A 21,380-nucleotide genomic window follows, 5' to 3' on the forward strand; every position below is an offset into this window, starting at 1 on the left:
TTTTTTTTAAATAATCTCTGCCCATCAATCAATTGCAGCGTCACTCATTTTTATTAACCACCAGCGGATCGCCATGTCGAATTCTAGCTTCGATCTATTCAGCCAGTTGTGCACCAGGATGGTGTCAATGAGCCGTACCAGCAAGATCGCCCTGATGGTGACGGTCGACCTGCTGGCATTACCGGTGTGTTTTCTGATCGCCATGATATTGCGCGGCGGAGATTTGCAGCTTGCAATGAATTACGGGCCAGCATCGTATGTATTGGTCGCCGTGGTCACCATTGCGGCATTTTCCATTTCCGATCTTTACCGCGCCGTGATCCGGTTTATCGACCAGCGCTTATTAAGCTTGACCGGCGCCGCGCTGGCATTCGCCATATTATGTGTTTATGTTGTATTAATCGTGATGAACGAGCCGCGTTTTCCACGTAGTGCACTCGCAATTTACTGGTTTGTCGTTTTCTCATATGTCGTCATGTCGCGCATCGGGCTGCGCAACCTGCTGCGGGTGCGTGGCGGGCGCCCCACCAGCAAATCCGACGCGGTCGCCGTCTACGGCGCCGGCGAGGCCGGGGCCCGCCTGGTGCAGGCCATGCGCCACAGCGACGAATACCGCCCGGTCTGCTTCTTCGACGACAAGCGCGCCCTCAACGAACGCACCATTGCCGGCCTGCGCGTCTTCAATACCGCACGCCTGGGCGAACTGGTGGCGGCCCAGGGCATCCGCACGATCGTCATCGCCCTGCCCACGGTGCCCCCGGAGCGCCTGCGCGACATCATGCAGCGCCTTGGCCAGGCCGGTGTGCCGACCAAGATCCTCAGCCGGGTGGTCGACCTGGCAGACGACCGTCCGCCGGCGCGCGGCACCATCCGCGAACTCAAGTTCGAAGACCTGCTGGGCCGCCCGCCGGTGCCGCCGCGGCTCGACCTGTTCGCCCGCTGCGTGCGCGGCAAAAGCGTGCTCGTCACCGGCGCCGGCGGCTCGATCGGCAGCGAACTGTGCCGCCAGATCGTCACCCTGACCCCGAGCGAACTGCACCTGCTCGATCACTCCGAATACGCGCTCTACACCGTACGCCAGGAACTGACCACGCGCTTCCCGGCGCTGACCATCCATGCCCACCTGGGCTCGGTCTGCAACAGCGACCTGGTCGAGCGGGTCCTGGGTGAAGGCAAGGTCAACACCATCTACCATGCGGCCGCCTACAAGCACGTGCCCCTGGTCGAGACCAATATCGTCGAAGGCCTGCGCAACAACGTGGTAGGCGCCCAGGTGGTGGCCAGCGCCGCCGCCAGGCACCAGGTCGAGACCTGCGTCCTGATTTCCAGCGACAAGGCTGTACGCCCGACCAACATCATGGGCGCCAGCAAGCGCATTGCCGAACTCATATTCCAGGCCGCCGCCGTGCGCCACGGCGCCCACACCACCTTCTGCATGGTCCGTTTCGGCAACGTGCTCGGCTCGTCCGGCTCGGTGATTCCGCTGTTCCAGCGCCAGATCGCCCGCGGCGGCCCGATGACCATTACCCATCCGGAAGTGTCGCGCTACTTCATGCTCATCGCCGAAGCGGCCCAGCTGGTGATCCAGGCCGGCGCCATGGCCAAGGGCGGCGACGTGTTCGTGCTCGACATGGGCGAGCCGGTTAAGATCGTCGACCTGGCGCGCACCATGATTGCCATGTCCGGCCTGACCGAGCGCACGGCGCAGAACCCCCGCGGCGACATCGAAGTCCAGTTCGTCGGCCTGTTCCCCGGCGAGAAGCTGCACGAAGAACTGCTCACCGACGGCACCGTCTTCCCCAGCGAGCACCCGCGCATCATGCGGATGAAGGAAAGCGCACTGCGCCCCAGCGTGCTCGAGACCTGCATCACCTGCCTGATGATGGCCTGCGAAACCCATGAGCGCGGCACGATCGAATCGATGGTCAAGGCCATCGTCGCCGAATACGTGCCCACTTCGCCCGACCTGGCGCCGCCGCTGGTGGCCGACACGCCGCGTCCGAGCCTGATCAAGAAATTCGTACCGTTCCGAATCTGAGTACTTCGAGCCTCAACCCCGCCCTACCCACTGTCACTGACTGACGAGGATACCCATGCGCGACGAGAACACCTCCCCTCACCTGGAGCAGCTGCTGGCAAAGCTGCAGGACCGCACCGCCGTCATCGGCATCGTCGGCCTCGGCTACAGGGTGTTGAGGTAGCCCTTCAGGTCGACGGCCGGTTCCTCGGCCAGCGGCTCTGCCGGGCGGGGGTCGAAGGGCACCGACAGCACCGGCGGGCGCTGGTAGAGGGGGCTGAGCGGGTGCGGATGGGGATCGTGCGGGGTGGTCATGGCGGACTTCTCCGGTCAAGGCCTGGTGGTGACGCCGACGGCCGAGGTCAGCGCGCCCGGGAACAGCATGCTCAGGTGGCGGTTCCAGTTCGCCAGCGGAGAGGCGGCGACATACACCACGTCTTTGGGCCGCAGCTCGAAGGCTTCGGCCATCCCGAGCGCCCCGCTGGCGCGGGCGTCGAGCCGGAACACGCGGGTGCGCTCCGGGGTCTTGCGCACGACATAGACCTGGCGCGCGTCGCCGCTCAGCGGGCTGATGCCGCCAGTCTCGCCCAGCGCCTCGTTGAGGGTCAGGCGGCCGTTGTGCATGGTGAGCGCTTTCGGGGTGATCACCTCGCCCGAGACGAAGACCTTGCTCTCGTCGCGCGAATGAACGCGCACCACGTCGCCATGCCCCAGCAAGATGGTGCCGGGGTTGACGCCTTTCTGGACCAGCTCGCGCAGGTTGACCGTGTAGCGCCGCTCGCCGCGCTCGAGGACGATCTGGCTCTGGTCGGCGCTGGGAAGCATGCCGCCGGCACGGTTGAGCGCTTCCACGAGCGTCATGGGAATGTCGTCGATCGCCTGCAGGCCGGGCGTGCGTACCTCGCCGTCGACATACACCCGCCTGCTGCGGTAGGACTGGACGCGCAGCGTGACGTTGGGATGGGCGAGGTAGCGCGCGAGCTTTTTGGCCAGCAGTTCGCGTGCCTGCTCTTCGGTCAGGCCTTCCATGGCCAGCAGGCCGATCAGCGGAAACTGGATGCGCCCCAGGTGGTCGACGGCAAAGCCGGGCGTGGCCACATTCGATGGCGCCGCGCCGCCCCCGCTCAGGGAGGTGGCCGCGTTCATGCCGCCCGCGGCGAGTTCGGGATGGTCCCAGACCACGATCGACAGGATATCGCCACGGCCGATTGTGTAAGGAGGCGGCTTGGCCACGAACAGCGGACCGAGATCCTGGCGGGCGCTGCCGGCTACCGCCTGGCGCTCCGCCGCGATCAGCTTGTCGGTAATGAGCTCGGTAGGCGGCGCGGAACCGCCATCCGCGCTGTCTCCGCCCACCGGAGAATCGAAACCGATACCGGTGGCACATCCGGCCAGTGCCAGCACCAGCGCCACCGCACAGCAAGCCCTAATTGCACCCGAACAAAACAAAGCCATGATTGTTGCCTATCAAAAATGGACCGTTACTTGAGCCGTTCAGCTCAGCGTACGGGGTCCATCAGGCTTGGCTTTGCACCCGATCAAAGTTCGAGCCTTGGCAGCGTGGCCCGGTGCTGGTAGCGCTCAGCGCATCTCTTCCATGAGCTTCAGGCCATCGGCAAAGGCCCAGACCCGGCGGATCTCGATGATGTCGAAGCGCGCCGCGACATTCGGGGGAAAGGCCGAGTAGCGCTCGTTCAGCCGCACGAAGCGGCGCACCGCGTCGTCCATATCGGCGCGGCCGCTCGAGCGCACGATCGTCACCTCATCGATGCTGCCGTCGCTGCGCAGCGACACGCTCACCAACGGATCGATGCGCACCTCGCGTGAGGCAAAGCGCGCGCCGCCGAGCACCGCATTGCGTTCGAGCTTCTGGCGCACGCTGTCGACATACATGCGCAGTGGCACGTCGCGCTCGCCGCCATCGGCGAGCACGCGGCGCCCATCCTGCCGTGCGTTGGGCGGCCGGGCCGGCGGCGCCACGCTCGGGATGGTGACGCCACGCAGCAATTCGCGTGCGCGGCTGCCGACGCTGCCTGCCAGGGCGCCGCCCGGGATTTCGCCACCGCCTCCGATACCTGGGCCGGCGGCTGCTTGACGGGCGGCTTCGCCGGCCGCCTGACGGGCCAGGCGCTCGGCTTGGGCACGCTCGTCGGCCTCGCGGCGCGCGCGCTCGTCCGCCAACCGCCGCGCGAGTTCCTCCAGCCGCTCACGCTCGGCCTGTTCCTGCGCCTGCCGCCGGGCTTGCTCGGCGCGCCGGCTTTCCATCACCTGGGCTTCGCGGGCGGCGGTCTGGTCGGCCAATCGCTGTTCGGCCTGGCGGCGGAGCACGTCCTGTTCGCGCCGGCGCTGCGCGGCTGCCTCATCGGCCAGGCGCCGGCGCTCCTCGGCAGCCTGCTGCTCAGCCTGCTGTTGCGCGATACGCCGCGCTTCGGCTTCGCGCTCCGCCGCGGCCAGCCGCTCGCGTTCCTGTGCTATGCGGGTTTCCGCCTCGGCAGCAAGGCGCGCGGCTTCGGCCTGCCCGGCGCTTTCCCGGGCCAGTACTGCCGGGTCCGGGTCCGGTTCCGCCATGACCTCAGACGTGTCCCCTTCAGGCTCGGGCCCTGGCTCCGTATCCGCGATTGAGGGCTCCGGCGCCGCGTCCACCTCCGGCAACGGCACGGTAAATGCAGAATCGGGACGCGCCTGCGCCGCGATCACGGGTGTCGGCACCGGCGCCACGCGCCGTTTCGGCTTGGCGGGGCGGTTGAGCCTGGGCGGAGCCGGCTGGTTCGCCACCACGGGATCGGCGGGACTCGGCGCAATCGGATCGACGAGTCGAAGGCCGCCAGCCGCCCGTGCGGGCGCGGGCGTCGGCGCTGCGACAGGCGGAGGGGGCAATGGCTCCTGCGCCATTGGCGGCGAAGGCGGCACGTCAGCGACAGGCGGCAGCGGCGCCAGCGCCACGGTGATCGGACCACCTCCGCCGGCATCGATGCCGGGCAACCCGAACTGCAGCGACAGCAGCAGCGCGTGCAGCACGACCGACACCGCCACCCCGGCCCCGAGGCGGCGGTCAGTGTGGCCGTATGGCTGGTGTCGACTGCTTGGGTTCGCTGGAGGCATGCCCGTCCTGATGCAACATTGTCAAGCTGGCATCTTAGCGTTTACTCAGCAGTATGGGGAAGCGCGCACGACAGGAATCGGCGCCGGCGGCAGGCTGCATCAATACCGGGGCGGTTTCCGGTCAGCGCTGCACGGGTGCGAACCCGTAGGTCTGGCCATGAGACAGGTAAATGACGTCCTGTTCCAGGCCGGCGGCCTTGACCTCGCGCGCAAACTCCTCGAGCGGCGAGGCGAACACGTCGTAATCGTTGTAGTGGACCGGTACGGTCTTTTTGGGCCGCACGACCTGCATCATGCGCACGCCGTCCTGGCCATCCATGGTCACCTTGACCACGCCGAAGATGCGCGTGCCGCCGAGGTGCAGCAGCGCCAGGTCGATATTCGGGAAGCGTTGCGGGATGGCGCGGATATCGTCAAAGACCAGCGTATCGCCACTGATATACATGCGGTAGTCCGGCGCTTGCGGATCGGCGCCGAAATCGAGCACCGAGCCCATGGTTTTCGGCAGCAGTACGGCAACGGCGGCGGGGCCGTGGCGGCCAGGTGCGGCCGTGATGCGCAGGCGCGCTTGCCCCTTGCTCACTTCGACGCGGTCCCAGGTACTCAGGCCAAAGGTGCGTGTGAATCCCATTCGCTTGAGCCGCTCGCCCGCTTCCTTGGTGCTGATGATGGGCGTGGCGCGGTTGAGGCGCTCCTGCACTTTCTTGTCGAAATGGTCGTCATGGAAATGCGACAGCACGACCAGGTCGATCGGCGGCAGGTCTTCGAAGCGGATGGCCGGATTGGTCTTGCGTTCGGAGGTCACACCATAGCCCAGGTGCACGTGCTCGCCCTTGTGCAGGAAGTTCGGGTCGGTCAGGATGGTGAAGCCCTGGAAGCGGATGATGACGGTCGCCGTGCCGATGAATTGCACCGTCCCGGTGTTCGCGTCCTGGGTCGGCGCACCTGCCGGCAACTGCAGCGTGAAGCTTTCGCCCTGGGCCGGCGTGGCGGGCGCATCGGCCTGGGCTGCCCCGGCCAAGGCGCACAGCGCGGCCAGCAGGAAGCAGGTCTGGAACAGTCGTGCGACAGGCATGGAAGGGACTCCGGAGCGATGCGCGTCCCGGAGCGGTGCGCGCTTGCCGGAACGTTAACACGGCAGGCTAGAAACCGGCGTTCGCTTGCCTTGCCTGCTCGATGGCGCAAAGGCCCGGCTAGAGCTTGGCGACCACCCCGGCCAGTTGCTGGCGCGCCTTATGCCAAGCGGTGCCGGCCAGGGCGGCGGCGCAGCGCTCGCAAGGCTCGAAGGGATTGCAGCCATGCTCCAGCGCCACATAATTGGTTCCGACGACGGTCTTGCCCTGGTAGCTGTCGACCCGCCCGCTCGCAGCCGGCGCCGCCGGTTCGCCGCCCTGCCCGGCCCATTTTTCGAAGGCGGCGGTGGCGACGCCGTCGGGAACATACCAGCGGCGCTTGGTGGGATTCCAGCGAGCGCCGAGCGCCTTGGCCTCGTCCTTCTCGGCGTAGGGAACAGTCAGGAAAAGCATGGTGTCGAAAAGCGTCCAGGATGAGCGACCGCGGCGGGAGGCCGGGTCCGGGACCGTGATCTTACTGCAAGGGGAAGAAATCGCGAAGCCCGACCCGGGTTCACGGTGCGCTTGATCGCAATGCGGGGCGTAACGGGGATGGCCTGCCCAGCAGGAATCGAACCTGCGACCCTCAGCTTAGAAGGCTGATGCTCTATCCAACTGAGCTATGGGCAGAAAATACGGCGCCGGAAGGCGAAAACAAAACGGGCTGTCAAAAGACAGCCCGTAGGGAAAACTGTGGTCGGAGTACAAGGATTCGAACCTTGGACCCCCTGGTCCCAAACCAGGTGCGCTACCGGGCTGCGCTACACTCCGAATAAGACGCATGATACTCCCCCAAAAGGGCTACGTCAAATCGGCGTGCCCGCTCTAGCACGCGCTGTCGCCGCCTATGCAGCCAGCTTGTCCGCAATCCGGCGCGCCATGCTTTCGGCGAGCTCGGCTTCCTTGGCTTCGACCATCACGCGAATCAAGGGCTCGGTGCCCGATGCGCGGATCAGCACGCGGCCGGTATCGCCCAGCTCGCGCTCGACAGCCTCTTTCTCGGCCACGACGGCGCCGTTGCTGGTCCAGTCGAAGCCCGGGGTCACCTTCTTGTTGATCAGCGTTTGTGGATACAAGGTCAGTTCGCTGCAGCATTCGGCCAGCGAGCGGTTGCTGCGCTTGAGGGCCGACAAGACCTGCAGTGCCGAGACGATGCCGTCGCCGGTCGAATGCTTGTCCAGCGCCAGCAGGTGGCCCGAGCTCTCGCCGCCGAACAGCCAGCCGCGCTCCTGCATCACTTCAAGCACATAGCGGTCGCCGACCTTGGCGCGCGCAAAGCCCACTCCGAGTTCCTTGAAGGCCACTTCCAGCGCCATATTGGTCATCAGGGTGCCGACGGCGCCGGCCACCGGGCCGGTCGACATGCGGTCGCGCACCATCAGGTAGAGCAGCTCGTCGCCGTTGTAGACGCGGCCGGTGGCGTCGACCATGATCAGGCGGTCGGCATCGCCGTCCAGCGCGATGCCGAGGTCGGCCTTGTTGGCGACGACGGATTCCGACAGCGCCTTCGGCGCGGTGGCGCCGACGCCGGCGTTGATGTTGAAACCGTCCGGCTGGTTGCCGATGGAAATGACTTCGGCGCCGAGTTCGTGGAACACGTGCGAGGCAATGTTGTAGGCGGCGCCGTGGGCGCTGTCGACCACGATCTTCAGGCCGCGCAGGTCGAGCTCGTTCGGGAAGGTGCTCTTGCAGAATTCGATGTAGCGGCCCTGGGCGTCGCGCAGGCGGGTGGCGCGGCCGAGCTTGTCCGAAGGCACGCAGCCCATCGGCTGGTCGATGGCCTCCTCGATCTCCATTTCGACCGCATCCGGCAGCTTGGTGCCGTGTTCCGAGAAGAACTTGATGCCGTTGTCCTGGAAAGGATTGTGCGAGGCCGAGATCACGACGCCGGCCTGCAGGCGCAGCGCGCGGGTCAGATAGGCAATCGCCGGGGTCGGCATCGGGCCGGCCAGCATGACGTCCACGCCTGCCGCCGAGAAGCCCGCTTCCAGTGCCGCTTCCAGCATGTAGCCGGAGATACGGGTGTCCTTGCCGATCAGGACGACCGGACGGCCGCTGGTCGATTTCCCGCCCTTGGCCAGCACCGTGCCGGCAGCATAGCCGAGGCGCATGACGAAGTCGGGAGTAATCGGCGCGGCGCCTACCAAACCGCGAATGCCATCCGTACCGAAATATTTACGTGCCATTCTTGTTCTCTTTTCTTTCCGTGATTATTCGTTGTTGGCCGCGTGCCATACCTTCAGGGCATCGACCGTATCTGCTACATCATGCACACGCACGATTCTAGCGCCATGCGCTACCGCAGCCAATGCCCCAGCGACACTGCCTGCAATACGTTGTTCAACTGGCCGCCCGGTGACGGCCCCGATCATCGACTTGCGCGACAGGCCAGCCAGAACAGGCAGGCCGACTTCCTCGCCGATGCGCTTCAAGCCGCGCAGCAAGGTGTAATTGTGTTCGACGGTTTTGCCGAAGCCAAAGCCGGGATCGATGCAGATGCGTTCGCGGGCAATGCCCTCGCCCACCATCGCATCGACACGTGCCTTGAGAAAAGCGATCACCTCCCCCACCACGTCGGTGTAGCTGGGCGCCTGCTGCATGGTCTGCGGCGTGGCCTGCATGTGCATCACGCACAGCCCGCAGTCGCTGTCGCGTACGGCATCGAGCGCGCCCGGCGCCTGGAAGGCATTGATGTCGTTGATCATGTCGGCCCCGGCAATGATTGCTTCACGCATCACCTCGGGCTTGCAGGTATCGACCGAGAGCGCAACCTCGAGCGTGCGCAGCGCGTACAGCACCGGCATTACACGCGCCAACTCTTCCCCAAGGGGCACGCTGGGCGATCCAGGCCGGGTGGACTCGCCGCCGATGTCGATCATGGTCGCGCCCTCGAGCATCATCTGTTCGGCGTGCGACAGCGCGAACTCGAGACCCTGGTAGCGCCCGCCATCGGAAAACGAATCGGGGGTGACGTTCAGGATGCCCATCACGATTGGATGGGTGGAGGCAGGGCCGTCCAGCGCGAAGCTGAACTGTCCGCATTGCAGGTTCTTTGGCATGGCAGGAAAGACGCGGGACGGGTAAGCGTTAACAAACAAAAGGCATCCGGAGGGATGCCTTTTGCGGGGGTAGTCTAGCGAGCCAAATCAGGCGATCAGGCTGGCGCGGTGGCGTTCGGCGCGACGCCACCCGAACCGCCGTCGCCCGGAGGGGTGCGCTTGGTCAGGATGCTGGTCGGCGACTGGCGCGGCTCGCGGCCGGCCATGATGTCGTTGATCTGCTCGGCATCGATGGTTTCCCACTCGAGCAGCGCCTTGGTCATGGCTTCGACCTTGTCGCGGTTTTCTTCCAGCAGGCGGCGCGACAGCGCGTACTGCGTGTCGAGGATCGCGCGGATTTCCGCATCGACCTTCTGCTGGGTGGCTTCCGAGATGGTCTTGGTGGCGCCGCCGAAGAAGCCTTCGTTCTCGCTGTCTTCGTAGACCATCACGCCCATACTCTCGGACATGCCGAAGCGGGTCACCATCGAACGGGCCAGCTTGGTGGCACGGGCGAAGTCGTTCGAGGCGCCGGTCGACATCTGGCCGACAAAGATCTCTTCGGCAATGCGGCCACCGAACAGGATCGAGATTTCCTCTAGCATCTTGTCTTTGTAACCGGACAGCGCATCGTGCTCCGGCAGCTGCCAGGTCAGGCCGAGCGCATAACCGCGCGGCATGATCGTGACCTTGTGCACCGGGTCGGCTTTCGGAAGCAGCTTGGCGATGACCGCATGGCCGGACTCGTGGTAGGCCGTATTGCGGCGCTCTTCCTCGCGGATGATCATCGACTTGCGCTCAGGACCCATGTAGATCTTGTCCTTGGCGTCTTCGAAATCGATCATCTCGACCAGGCGCTTGCTGCGGCGCGCGGCGAACAGCGCAGCCTCGTTGACCAGGTTGGCCAGGTCGGCGCCCGAGAAGCCCGGGGTGCCGCGTGCCAGGATATCGGCCTTGACGTCGGTGCCGATAGGTACTTTACGCATGTGCACGTTCAGGATCTGCTCGCGGCCGCGGATGTCCGGCAGGCCCACCGTCACCTGACGGTCGAAACGGCCCGGACGCAGCAGTGCTTTATCCAGCACGTCGGCGCGGTTGGTGGCGGCGATGACGATCACGCCGGACGAGGCTTCGAAGCCGTCCATCTCGACCAGCAGCTGGTTCAGCGTCTGTTCGCGTTCGTCGTTGCCGCCGCCCATGCCGGCGCCGCGGTGGCGGCCGACGGCATCGATCTCGTCGATGAAGATGATGCAAGGCGAATGCTTCTTGGCGTTCTCGAACATGTCGCGCACGCGGGACGCACCCACGCCGACGAACATCTCGACGAAGTCGGAACCGGAGATCGAGAAGAACGGGACCTTGGCTTCGCCCGCGATGGCGCGCGCCAGCAGGGTTTTACCAGTACCTGGAGGACCGACCATCAGCACGCCGCGTGGAATGCGGCCGCCCAGTTTCTGGAACTTGGTCGGGTCTTTCAGGAAGTCGACGATCTCGCTGACTTCTTCTTTCGCTTCGTCGCAGCCTGCGACGTCGGCGAAAGTGACGGTGTTGTTGGTTTCATCGAGCATGCGCGCCTTCGACTTGCCGAAGGAGAAAGCGCCGCCCTTGCCGCCGCCCTGCATCTGGCGCATGAAGAACACCCACACGCCGATGAGCAAGAGCATCGGGAACCAGGAAATGAAGACCTGCTGCAGGAAGGATGGTTCTTCCGGCGGCTTCACGTCGAAGCGCACGCCGTTCTCGCGCAGGTCGCCGATCAGGCCGCGGTCGAGGATGGTGGCGGTGGCGCGCACCTTGCTGTCGTCCTGGCGGGTCGCGGTGATGTTGGAACCTTCGATGACCACGTCCTTGATACGACGGGCCTTCACATCGTCGAGCAGCTCGGAATAAGCAATGGTCTTGCTGCCGCCTGCGACGCTGTGGTTGTCGAACTGCTTGAACAGCATGAACAACAGCAGTGCGACGACCACCCAGATGGCGGATTTGGAAAACATATTATTCACGAAAACTCCTCCGATGCGATTGCATCTCTACCGATATCAGTATCGCGATTTTAACCGCAATAAGCCGACACTGCCACGCAAGGTCGGCAATAGTGCCAAAACCTCATATTTGCTTGCTCAGCAGGCAGCGCAAACCTGTGCGATGCCGGCCTCACGCGGCAAATGTGCGGTTGCCGCGCCGAATATCAAGTGCCAAAACGGCGTCATGCATTGCTTTTTATGCAGCTGGATTCTTCAGGCCACGCCCAAGCAGGAAAATTTCGGACGATTTGTCCCGGCTGGCCTTGGGTTTGACCTGTTTGACCGTCTTGAATTCCACCCTGAATTTCTCCAGTATCTGGGTAAATCCCATATCTTTGAAGCATTTCACCAGCAATCCGCCGGTCGGTTTCAAGTGATGTTGAGAGAACTCAATAGCCAGATCGATCAAGTGTTCCATCCGCGCAGCATCCGCAGTCGGAATGCCCGACAGGTTGGGCGCCATGTCGGACAGCACGAGGTCGACCTGGCGCCCCTGCAGCACGGTATCGAGCTGGTCCAGCACTTCTTCCTCGCGGAAGTCGCCCTGGATGAATAAAACGTCGGCAATCGGCTCCATCGGCAGCATGTCGAGGCCAATGATGGTGCCATGGATACCGCCGCCGTCCTTGCCCGCCAGCTTGCGGCGGGTGTATTGCGCCCAGCTGCCGGGCGTGCAGCCGAGGTCGACAATGACCTGGCCCGGCTTGATCAGCTTTTCGCTTTCGTCGATTTCCTTGAGCTTGAAGGCGGCGCGTGCGCGGTAGCCCTCTTTCTGGGCCAGTTTGACGTATGGATCGTTAATATGGTCGTGTAACCAGTTTTGGTTGGATTTGTTCTTGGCCATTCGCGTAGAATACTGCTTTTAAAGGTACATCTAAAAATTATTATGCTTAAACTCACCCCGGCCGAGCGCAGCGCACTGCGCGCCGAAGCCCATGGACTGAATCCCGTAGTCATGATTGGCGAATCCGGCCTGACCGAATCCGTCATGAAAGAAGTTGCTGCCAGCCTCGACGCGCACGGCCTGATCAAGGTCCGCGTCTTCGGCGACGACCGCGAAGCCCGCATCGCCATGTACGAACAGATCTGCGCCGAACTCGATGCCGCGCCGGTCCAGCACATCGGCAAGCTGCTGGTGGTCTACCGTCCGAAGAAGGAAGTCGTCAAGGAACGCAGCACCCGATCCGGCAAGGGCATGCGCGAAGTCACCATCGTCAAGGCCAGCGCCAGCGGCACCAAGAAGCCGAGCGTCACCAAGGTCATGATCAAGGGGAACGAGCGCGTCACGGCGGGCGGCAACATCAAGCGCGCCAAACCGCGCCAGGCCAGCACCAAGAAGAATGCACTGAACAAGTGATTCGAGCCGCGCAAGGCAAAACCGGGGCGACCCGGTTTTTTTTCGCCTGTTCAGCGGCTCTTGAGGACGAGCACGGCCGCCAGCAAGCTTTCGATCACGTGAAACAGCTGCGACACCCCGTGCATGACGGCAAACTGCGTCCAGTACGGCGAGGCCCTGACCCCGCCCTGCCCGGCCAGCGCGCGCATCTGCGCCATTGCCGGCTGCAGGCCGACAACCATCACCAGCGCGCAGGCCAGCATCGCCAGCACCACCAGGTAGAGCGAGCGCTTGCGCGCGGGGGCGAGATCGGGCGCGAACCGCACCAGCACCAGCATCAGGGCGGCGCAGCCGAACGACACCCAGGCCAGGCGCGCCAGCAGCACGGCGACGACGTCGCCCGCCACGGTGCTCGGCACCGCCGCGAATACCGCCGGCGCCGCAATGTAGCCGAGCGCCCACAGTGCGCCCGCCCAGAGCGCCGCCACCAGCAGCCGTGCGCCCGCCAGGCGCGCAGCCGGGCGTGACGGCACGGTAGCCGCGGCTGCCTTCATCAGATGTAGCGCACTTCCAGGATTTCGTATTCGCGCGGGCCGGACGGCGCCTGCACTTCGACCACGTCGCCGGCATACTTGCCGATCAGGGCGCGGGCGATCGGCGAGGTCACCGATACCTTGTTCAGTTTCAGGTCGGCTTCATCGAGGCCGACGATCTGGTAGGTGACCTTCTGGCCGTTGTCCAGGTCTTCGAGGTCGACGGTCGATGCGAAGACGACGCGGCCTTCGGCATCCAGGGTCGCCGGATCGATGATCTGCGCGGCGGAAAGCTTGCTTTCGAGTTCGGCGATGCGGCCTTCCACGAAGGCCTGGCGCTCTTTAGCGGCATCGTATTCGGCGTTCTCGGACAGGTCGCCATGCGAGCGCGCCTCGGCGATCGCGTCGATCACGATACGGCGCTCCTTGGTCTTGAGCTGGTGCAGCTCTTCCTTCAGGAGTTGGGCGCCGTATTTGGTGAGTGGGACGGTATTGTTCATGTCTGTCTATATGTGCGTTTTTAGAGGTACCAAGTGAAAACCACAGAGTACGCGCGCCCAAGGGCGCACGAGCTCTGTGGTTTGACGGGGTACTGCTTCCAGCTTACTGCATTGCTGCTTTCACGCCTAGTTTAAGGTTTTATGAAGCCCTTGTAAATCGTACACCTGGAGTTCGTCGATATGACGCATGCCTTCGATCGCCGCTTCCGCGCCGGCGATTGTCGTATAGGTCACCACGCGCGACTGCAGGGCCGAGGTACGGATGGTGCGCGAGTCGGTCACCGCCGAGCGTTTTTCCTCGACCGTATTGACGACCAGGACGATCTCGCGGTTCTTGATCATGTCGACCACGTGCGGGCGCCCTTCCATGACCTTGTTCACCGCGCGCACCGGCATGCCGGCGGCCGCGATCACGGCAGCCGTGCCCTTGGTCGCCACCAGCGAGAAGCCCAGCGCCACCAGCTCGCGCGCCACGCCCACCGCGCGCGGCTTGTCCGAGGCCTTCACCGACAGGAATACGGTACCCTTGGTAGGCAGGATGATGCCGGCCGCCAGCTGCGACTTGACAAACGCTTCGCCGAAGGTCATGCCCACGCCCATGACTTCGCCGGTCGATTTCATTTCCGGCCCGAGGATGGTGTCCACGCCCGGGAATTTCACGAACGGGAAAACCACTTCCTTGACGCTGTAGAACGGCGGGACCACTTCTTTCGTGATGCCCTGGCTGGCAAGCGTCTGGCCCACCATGCAGCGCGCCGCGATCTTGGCCAGCTGCAGGCCGGTGGCCTTCGACACGAACGGCACGGTGCGCGAGGCACGCGGGTTCACTTCGAGCACGAACACGGTATCGACCGTCTTGCCGTCGACTTCCGACTGCTGGATCGCGAACTGCACGTTCATCAGGCCGACCACGTTCAGGGCCTTGGCCATGAGCGAAGTCTGGTGCTTGAGTTCCGCGATGGTCTCTTGCGACAGCGAATAAGGCGGCAGCGAGCAGGCCGAGTCGCCCGAGTGCACGCCGGCCTGTTCGATGTGTTCCATCACGCCGCCGATGAAGGTGGCTTCGCCGTCCGAGATGCAGTCGACGTCGACTTCGATGGCGTCGTTCAGGAAGCGGTCCAGCAGCACCGGCGAATCGTGCGAGACCTTGACCGCTTCGCGCATGTAGCGCTCGAGGTCACGCTGCTCGTGCACGATCTCCATCGCGCGGCCGCCCAGCACATAGGATGGACGCACCACCAGCGGGTAGCCGATTTCCTGGGCCAGTTCGAGCGCGTCCGCTTCGGTGCGCGCGGTGCGGTTCGGCGGCTGGCGCAGGCCGAGCTGTTGCAGCAGTTGCTGGAAACGTTCGCGGTCTTCGGCCGCATCGATCATGTCCGGCGAGGTGCCGATGATCGGCACGCCGTTCGCTTCCAGGTCGAGTGCGAGCTTGAGCGGCGTCTGGCCGCCGTACTGCACGATCACGCCGACCGGCTTTTCCAGCTCGACGATTTCCAGCACGTCTTCCAGCGTCAGCGACTCGAAGTACAGGCGGTCCGAAGTGTCGTAGTCGGTGGACACGGTTTCGGGATTGCAGTTGACCATGATGGTCTCGTAGCCGTCTTCGCGCATGGCCAGCGCCGCGTGCACGCAGCAGTAGTCGAACTCGATGCCCTGGCCGATGCGGTTCGGACCACCGCCCAGCACCATGATCTTCTTCTTGTCGGTCGGGTTGGACTCGCATTCCTCGTCGTACGTGGAATACATGTAGGCCGTATTGGTCGCGAATTCAGCCGCGCAGGTGTCGACCCGCTTGTACACCGGGCGGATGCCCAGGGCATGGCGCTGCTTGCGCACCGCTTCCGGCGTGGTCTGCATCAGGAAGGCCAGGCGGCGGTCCGAGAAGCCCTTCTGCTTCAATTTGTAGAAGGTCGGCTTGTCCAGGCTGTCCAGCTTCTGGTGGTCGAGCCACAGCTCGATGTCGACGATCTCCTTGATCTGCACCAGGAACCACGGATCGATCTTGGTGAGGTTGTGCACCTCGTCCAGCGTGAAGCCCTGGGCAAAAGCGTCGCCCACGTACCAGATGCGGTCCGGGCCCGGCTCGCCGAGTTCTTCTTCGATCTTCTCGCGGTCGCGGGTCTTTTCGTTCAGGCCATCGACGCCCACTTCCAGGCCGCGCAGCGCCTTCTGGAAGGATTCCTGGAAGGTGCGGCCCATCGCCATCACCTCGCCCACCGATTTCATCTGGGTGGTCAAGTGCTTGTCGGCGGTCGGGAATTTCTCGAAGGTGAAACGCGGGATCTTGACGACCACGTAATCGATCGACGGTTCGAACGAGGCCGGGGTCGCGCCGCCGGTGATCTCGTTGCGCAGTTCGTCGAGCGTGAAGCCCACGGCCAGCTTGGCCGCCACTTTCGCGATCGGGAAGCCGGTGGCTTTCGATGCCAAAGCGGAGGAGCGCGACACGCGCGGATTCATCTCGATGACGATCATGCGGCCGTCCTTCGGGTTGATCGCGAACTGCACGTTCGAGCCGCCCGTATCGACGCCGATTTCGCGCAGCACGTCGATCGACGCGTTGCGCATGATCTGGTATTCCTTGTCGGTCAGGGTCTGCGCCGGCGCCACGGTGATCGAGTCGCCGGTGTGCACGCCCATCGGGTCCAGGTTTTCGATCGAGCAGATGATGATGCAGTTGTCGTTCTTGTCGCGGACAACCTCCATCTCGTACTCTTTCCAGCCGAGCAGCGACTCTTCGATCAAGAGCTCGTTGGTCGGCGAGGCTTCCAGGCCGCGTTTGCAGATCGCTTCGAATTCTTCTTCGTTGTACGCAATGCCGCCGCCGCTGCCGCCCATCGTGAACGAGGGACGGATGATGGTCGGGAAGCCCAGCTCGCGCTGCACGGTCCAGGCCTCATCCATCGAATGCGCCACGCCCGAGCGTGCCGAACCCAGGCCGATCCTGGTCATCGCATCCTTGAACTTGGAGCGGTCCTCGGCCTTGTCGATGGCTTCCGGCGTCGCGCCGATCAGCTCCACCTTGTACTTTTCCAGCACGCCGTTGTGGTGCAGGTCGAGCGCGCAGTTCAGCGCGGTCTGGCCGCCCATGGTCGGCAGGATCGCGTCAGGGCGCTCCTTGGCGATGATGGTCTCGACGACCTTCCAGGTGATCGGCTCGATATAGGTGACGTCCGCGGTTTCCGGGTCGGTCATGATGGTCGCCGGGTTCGAGTTCACCAGGATGACCTTGTAGCCTTCTTCGCGCAGGGCCTTGCAGGCCTGGGCGCCCGAGTAATCGAACTCGACCGCCTGGCCGATGACGATCGGGCCGGCGCCGATGATCAGGATGCTTTTGATATCACTACGCTTAGGCATTTACTTCTCCTGCATGTTCTTTTTTTTCCGCCGCTTGCATCAAGCCGATGAAACGGTCAAACAGATAGGCGACGTCAGTCGGTCCTGGCGAGGCTTCCGGGTGGCCCTGGAAGCAGAAGGCTGGTTTGTCGGTACGCTCGAAGCCCTGCAGCGAACCGTCGAACAGCGACACGTGGGTCACGCGGCAGTTGGCCGGCAAGCTGGCCGGGTCGACCGCGAAGCCGTGGTTCTGCGAGGTGATCAAGACCTTTTTCGAATCCAGGTCCTGCACCGGGTGGTTGGCGCCGTGGTGGCCGAACTTCATCTTCATCGTCCTGGCGCCGGAGGCCAGCGCCATGATCTGGTGGCCGAGGCAGATGCCGAAGGTCGGGATGCCCTTCTCGATCAGCTCGCGGCTCGCCTTGATCGCGTAGTCGCACGGCTCCGGGTCGCCGGGGCCGTTGGCCAGGAAGATGCCATCCGGGTTCAGCGCCAGCGCGTCGGCGGCGGTTGATTCGGCCGGCAGCACCGTCACTTTGCAGCCGCGCTCGGCCAGCATGCGCAGGATGTTGCGCTTGACGCCGTAGTCGAAAGCGACCACATGGTATTGGGGATTCTCCTGCTTGCCGAAGCCCTCGCCCAGCTTCCACTCGGTCTCGGTGAATTCGTACGGCTCTTTCACCGACACCACCTTGGCCAGGTCCATGCCGGACAGGCCCGGGAAGGAGCGCGCCAGTTCCAGCGCCTGTGCTTCCGATGGCTGGTTGCCTTGCGTGCCGGTCAGGATGGCGCCGCCCTGGGCGCCCTTCTCGCGCAGGATGCGGGTCAGCTTGCGGGTATCGATGCCTGCGATGGCGACCACGTTTTCAAGCTTGAGGTAGTCCGCCAGCGACATCGTGGAACGGAAATTCGATGCCAGCAGCGGCAGGTCACGGATGATCAGGCCGGCGGCATGGACGCGGGAAGCCTCGACGTCGGCGGCATTGACGCCGTAGTTGCCGATGTGCGGGTAGGTCAGGGTAACGATCTGACGCGAGTAGCTGGGGTCGGTAAGGATTTCCTGGTAGCCGGTCATCGCAGTGTTAAACACCACCTCGCCGGTCGTATGGCCGGCAGCGCCAATGGAATGTCCTCTGAAAATCGTTCCGTCTGCGAGGGCCAGGATGGCCGGGACGGCTGGGCCAGAAAAAAATGGCGGCAAGGGTAACTCCCAATAAAGTTACCGTAGCTGCGCCACGTCAGACCGACATCCAAAGTGCCCGGGCGGACTAAGCGTGCCGGGAAATGGATATCAAGTTGAATGAGGGATGATGGGTAGGCGCTACGGCTGATGTGTGAATGGCTAAACTTCCAAATTATAGCGCGAAACCGCTGTATTCGGCAATGCAGCAATTCTATAGAAGTGCCGCCATTTTTGCCGGAACAGGTCGTGAAGTCGGCGCGGAAACAATGCTCCGCTCAGCCGTTGCCCAGGGCGGCAATGCCTGCCTTGGCGACCTGCGCGTCCTCGGTCGACTTCACGCCCGAGACGCCGACGGCGCCGATCACGTGGCCATCGACGATAACCGGCACGCCACCCTCCAGCATGCCTGCGATTTCGGGCGCCGACAGGAAAGAGGTGCGCCCGTTGTTGATCAGGTCTTCATAGATCTTCGATTCGCGCCGGCCCAGCGCGGCCGTCTTCGCCTTGGCCGGGGCAATATGCGAGGAGATCGGCGCGGCGCCGTCGAGGCGCTGGAACCAGAGCAGGTGGCCGCCATCGTCGACGATGGCAATCGACACGGCCCAGTTGTTGCGCACCGCTTCGCTTTCCGCGGCTGCGGCGATTTTTTTCACGTCGTCGAGGGTGAGGTATGGCTTCGATTGCATGGCGGTTCCCGTATTCCTGGTTAATGAGCTTGCTGCTTGGCTTTGAGCTTGGCCTTGATCTGAGGCATCACGCTTGCTGCCGCCTGCTCGCCGGCGAGGATCGCCAGGTTGCGGCTGCCAAAGTCGCTGCTGCCCATGTTGCCGAGCGCCGGGGTGATGACGACGTCGGCCTCCTTCAGCTCGAAATAGTTCAGGCGCTGGCCCATGATGCTGAAGGTCTGCATCAGCACGTCGAGCGAACTGGCGGTGGCCGCGCCTTCGGTGGCGCTGGAGATGTTCACCGCGATAATGAAATCCGCACCCATGTCCTTGACGAACTTGACCGGCACCGGCGCGACCAGGCCGCCATCGACATAGGAATTGGCGCCGATCTTCACCGGCTGGAAGATGCTCGGCACCGCGGAGGACGCACGCACGGCCATGCCGGTATTGCCCTTGTTAAACAAGATCGGCTGGCCGGTACGCAGGTCGGTGGCCACGGCGCCGAAGCGGATCTTCAGGCGTTCCATCGGTAGGTTATTGACGGCCTTGTTGACATAGCCCTGCAGCGCTTCGCCCTTGAGTACGCCGGTCGACTTGCCGAACAGGGGCAAGGCCCAGTCGGAAATCGTGGCCTCGTCCATGGCCATGGCCGTCTTCTGCAGCGCAAAGCCGTTCAGGCCCGAGGCGTAGAGCGCGCCGACCACCGAACCGGCGCTGGTGCCGACGACGATTTCCGGCACGATGCCTTGCGCTTCCAGCGCCTTGATGACGCCGATATGGGCAAACCCACGCGCGGCGCCGCCGCCGAGGGCCAGGCCAATGCGGACCTTGCGCGGCGCGGGCGGCGTCGCCTGCTGGGCAACCGGGGTAAGGGGAGGCGGAGTCGGGGTGCTGCCGCAGGCGCTCAGGAGCAGCGCGGTGCAGGCGATGAGGGACAGACGGCGAGAGAACATAGACGGTAAGAAAAAGAGCGAGGCCCGATTGTACCCCGAGTCCCTGGCCAACCGTCGAGTGTGACTAAGCCGGGGCGGATGCTTCCTCGAGCCATGCGTTCAGCTCGGACTGGCCCCGCTCGTCAAGGTGGGGCAGCATCGACGTGTACCACGCGCGGCTCGCTTCCCGGTCCAGCACCTGATTGACCACTGCTCCGCTCTTTTCCAGGAACATGTGGAACAGCGGCATTCGGTGCGCGAACAGGAAAGTCGGGTCGGTGACGTGCAGGCTGGTGTAGAAATCGCGCAACTGGCCCAGGTAGAACAGCGCTGGCTCCATCTGGTTCGCCGCCGTCAGGGCGCTGATGATCGTCGTGAGGATGGTCACGCTCGGCATTTCCCGGGACGACGCATTGATCGTGTCGGTCCGCTTGATCCATTCCTGCGCCTGCCCGGTTTCCCCGGCCATGATGGCGCTGGTCGCAACTTGCAGGGCGTTATGGGCCGAGGCTTCGCGGGCAAACAGCGCTGTCCAGTAGGCATGCGCTTTTTGCCATTCCTTAGCCTCCGAACAGGCGATCGCGCAGATGCGGTTGGCATCGCAAGACAGCTGGCGCTCGTCAGCCTGCACGAAGGGATGCGCTTCTTCGTAGGCCTCCTGGAAGCGCCCTCCCTGCATATGCTCGATGGCATCGGCCAGCTCGGGAGGGTCTTCCGCGGTCGCGTCCGGGTTCGCCAGCCCTGCCGTCAAGGCTTCGAGCTCGGCCGCGGGAACATACAGGTAGAGGCCGGGAGAACATTCGATGGTGCGCGGCTGGCCGTCCTTGCTGCTCATCTCGACGCCGACAACCGAGACCAACGCATCGGCGGTGCCGAACCCATACACCCTCAGCTTCATGTGGTTGGCCGTGGCCGGGCCGGAATGCGGATGAAGCAGGGTCGACAAGCGCTCCGACGGTGAGTCCAGCAGGCGCAGCAAGTCCGGCTGGTCGATAGGCAGGAACCGGTTCGGCAATTCATTGTATTCGGCCCAAGTGCCCGCCGCCTCGTCGAATACTTCGTCTGCCCGCATCTTGCCAATGTAATGTGGGAAGAACAGCAGCATCCACAGCTCTCCCAGCCAGCAAGACAGCAGCAAATACTTGAGTGGCAGGCCAGCAAAGGTGGATGTCGTCGACTGCATCATATTCTCCGCCACGGCTATGACCATCGAAGGCTCGATGACAAGCTGCATCGCTCCGGAAAATAGTGCGAAAAAGCCGGGATCGGATTCAAGTCGCATGAACGCCGATGCCGCCCACTGAACATACCAGCCGCAGAAGCCCAGCAGCAATCCGTAACGACCGATCCAGCGAGGATTGCGGACCTTGGCCGTCACGCACACCCGTTTGGCGAAACTACCCAACACAAGCGCGAAGGCAAAACAGACAAAGACATTGAGAATGCCCGGCAGATGAAAGCTGAGCCAGGCGTACAGGCTTGCAAGTGGGAGCGTCGCGGCGAGGAACAGGGCCGCCAGGGGAAAAGCGCGGGCGGGAACCACACCGGAAGGCCGATAAATGGAATAGGACATGGCGTAGGAGATGTTGTTGGAAGCGC

19 protein-coding genes and 2 tRNA genes are annotated in these 21,380 nt (G+C 63.8%); 3 read left to right on the top strand and 18 right to left on the bottom strand.

The genetic code is table 11. The annotated features are described in order from the left end of the window. Positions 1-202 precede the first annotated feature (202 nt). A complete protein-coding gene (locus AC56LR_RS02770) occupies positions 203-2,038 on the top strand; it encodes a polysaccharide biosynthesis protein (protein ID WP_497127756.1) in 1,836 nt (611 codons plus the stop codon). A 144-nt stretch (positions 2,039-2,182) separates the two neighbouring features. On the opposite strand, the gene AC56LR_RS02775 is transcribed toward AC56LR_RS02770, so the two are convergent. From AC56LR_RS02775 to AC56LR_RS02785, 3 genes are all read right to left on the bottom strand, one after another. Continuing rightward, positions 2,183-2,332, bottom strand: a complete 150-nt coding sequence (locus AC56LR_RS02775; protein WP_497127168.1) for a hypothetical protein — start codon at positions 2,330-2,332, stop codon at positions 2,183-2,185. 15 nt (positions 2,333-2,347) lie between these two features. Continuing rightward, positions 2,348-3,472 (bottom strand): polysaccharide biosynthesis/export family protein, encoded by a 1,125-nt coding sequence (locus AC56LR_RS02780; RefSeq protein ID WP_497127170.1) that lies wholly within the window; start codon positions 3,470-3,472, stop codon positions 2,348-2,350. A 126-nt stretch (positions 3,473-3,598) separates the two neighbouring features. Beyond that, complete coding sequence (locus AC56LR_RS02785; RefSeq protein WP_497127172.1) at positions 3,599-4,198, bottom strand: energy transducer TonB; 600 nt, start codon at positions 4,196-4,198, stop codon at positions 3,599-3,601. On the opposite strand from AC56LR_RS02785, the gene AC56LR_RS02790 reads away from it, so the two are divergent. Then, complete coding sequence (locus tag AC56LR_RS02790) at positions 4,154-4,639, top strand: hypothetical protein (protein WP_497127174.1); 486 nt, start codon at positions 4,154-4,156, stop codon at positions 4,637-4,639. The genes AC56LR_RS02785 and AC56LR_RS02790 overlap by 45 nt on opposite strands. Positions 4,640-5,240: 601 nt before the next feature. Here the strand turns inward: AC56LR_RS02790 and AC56LR_RS02795 are convergent. From AC56LR_RS02795 to AC56LR_RS02830, 8 genes are all read right to left on the bottom strand, one after another. Continuing rightward, on the bottom strand, positions 5,241-6,194 hold the full coding sequence (locus AC56LR_RS02795) for an MBL fold metallo-hydrolase (protein WP_497127177.1): 954 nt from the start codon (positions 6,192-6,194) through the stop codon (positions 5,241-5,243). Between the two features lie 118 nt (positions 6,195-6,312). Continuing rightward, positions 6,313-6,645, bottom strand: coding sequence for a DUF5710 domain-containing protein (locus AC56LR_RS02800; protein ID WP_497127180.1), 333 nt, complete (start codon positions 6,643-6,645; stop codon positions 6,313-6,315). 139 nt (positions 6,646-6,784) lie between these two features. Further along, a tRNA-Arg gene (locus AC56LR_RS02805) sits at positions 6,785-6,861 on the bottom strand. Between the two features lie 64 nt (positions 6,862-6,925). Then, positions 6,926-7,002, bottom strand: a tRNA-Pro gene (locus tag AC56LR_RS02810). Positions 7,003-7,076: 74 nt separating this feature from the next. Continuing rightward, a complete protein-coding gene (glmM, locus tag AC56LR_RS02815) occupies positions 7,077-8,417 on the bottom strand; it encodes a phosphoglucosamine mutase (RefSeq protein WP_497127183.1) in 1,341 nt (446 codons plus the stop codon). Positions 8,418-8,441: 24 nt separating this feature from the next. After that, positions 8,442-9,290, bottom strand: coding sequence for a dihydropteroate synthase (gene folP, locus AC56LR_RS02820; protein ID WP_497127186.1), 849 nt, complete (start codon positions 9,288-9,290; stop codon positions 8,442-8,444). 95 nt (positions 9,291-9,385) lie between these two features. Further along, positions 9,386-11,272, bottom strand: coding sequence for an ATP-dependent zinc metalloprotease FtsH (gene ftsH / locus AC56LR_RS02825; RefSeq protein WP_497127189.1), 1,887 nt, complete (start codon positions 11,270-11,272; stop codon positions 9,386-9,388). A 217-nt stretch (positions 11,273-11,489) separates the two neighbouring features. Beyond that, on the bottom strand, positions 11,490-12,137 hold the full coding sequence (locus AC56LR_RS02830; protein ID WP_497127192.1) for an RlmE family RNA methyltransferase: 648 nt from the start codon (positions 12,135-12,137) through the stop codon (positions 11,490-11,492). Between the two features lie 42 nt (positions 12,138-12,179). Here AC56LR_RS02830 and yhbY point away from each other — a divergent pair, with 42 nt between their 5' ends. Further along, entirely contained in the window at positions 12,180-12,650 is a 471-nt protein-coding gene (gene yhbY / locus AC56LR_RS02835) for a ribosome assembly RNA-binding protein YhbY (RefSeq protein WP_497127195.1), read from the top strand. 50 nt (positions 12,651-12,700) lie between these two features. Here the strand turns inward: yhbY and AC56LR_RS02840 are convergent, their stop codons facing one another. From AC56LR_RS02840 to AC56LR_RS02870, 7 genes are all read right to left on the bottom strand, one after another. Further along, on the bottom strand, positions 12,701-13,183 hold the full coding sequence (locus AC56LR_RS02840; protein ID WP_497127198.1) for a DUF4149 domain-containing protein: 483 nt from the start codon (positions 13,181-13,183) through the stop codon (positions 12,701-12,703). Beyond that, positions 13,183-13,662, bottom strand: coding sequence for a transcription elongation factor GreA (gene greA / locus AC56LR_RS02845; RefSeq protein WP_497127201.1), 480 nt, complete (start codon positions 13,660-13,662; stop codon positions 13,183-13,185). Before greA ends, AC56LR_RS02840 begins: the two co-directional genes overlap by 1 nt. 126 nt (positions 13,663-13,788) lie before the next feature. Next, the gene (gene carB / locus AC56LR_RS02850) at positions 13,789-17,019 is read right to left on the bottom strand and encodes a carbamoyl-phosphate synthase large subunit (protein ID WP_497127204.1); all 3,231 of its coding nucleotides are present in this window, start codon (positions 17,017-17,019) and stop codon (positions 13,789-13,791) included. Next, the gene (gene carA, locus AC56LR_RS02855; RefSeq protein WP_497127207.1) at positions 17,012-18,199 is read right to left on the bottom strand and encodes a glutamine-hydrolyzing carbamoyl-phosphate synthase small subunit; all 1,188 of its coding nucleotides are present in this window, start codon (positions 18,197-18,199) and stop codon (positions 17,012-17,014) included. Before carA ends, carB begins: the two co-directional genes overlap by 8 nt. Positions 18,200-18,456: 257 nt before the next feature. Next, complete coding sequence (locus AC56LR_RS02860; RefSeq protein WP_497127209.1) at positions 18,457-18,867, bottom strand: GlcG/HbpS family heme-binding protein; 411 nt, start codon at positions 18,865-18,867, stop codon at positions 18,457-18,459. A 20-nt stretch (positions 18,868-18,887) separates the two neighbouring features. Beyond that, complete coding sequence (locus tag AC56LR_RS02865) at positions 18,888-19,802, bottom strand: patatin-like phospholipase family protein (protein WP_497127212.1); 915 nt, start codon at positions 19,800-19,802, stop codon at positions 18,888-18,890. Positions 19,803-19,866: 64 nt separating this feature from the next. Continuing rightward, entirely contained in the window at positions 19,867-21,354 is a 1,488-nt protein-coding gene (locus AC56LR_RS02870) for a hypothetical protein (RefSeq protein ID WP_497127214.1), read from the bottom strand. Between the last annotated feature and the right edge of the window lie 26 nt (positions 21,355-21,380).

This window comes from Telluria sp. ZT3P39, assembly GCF_059685935.1.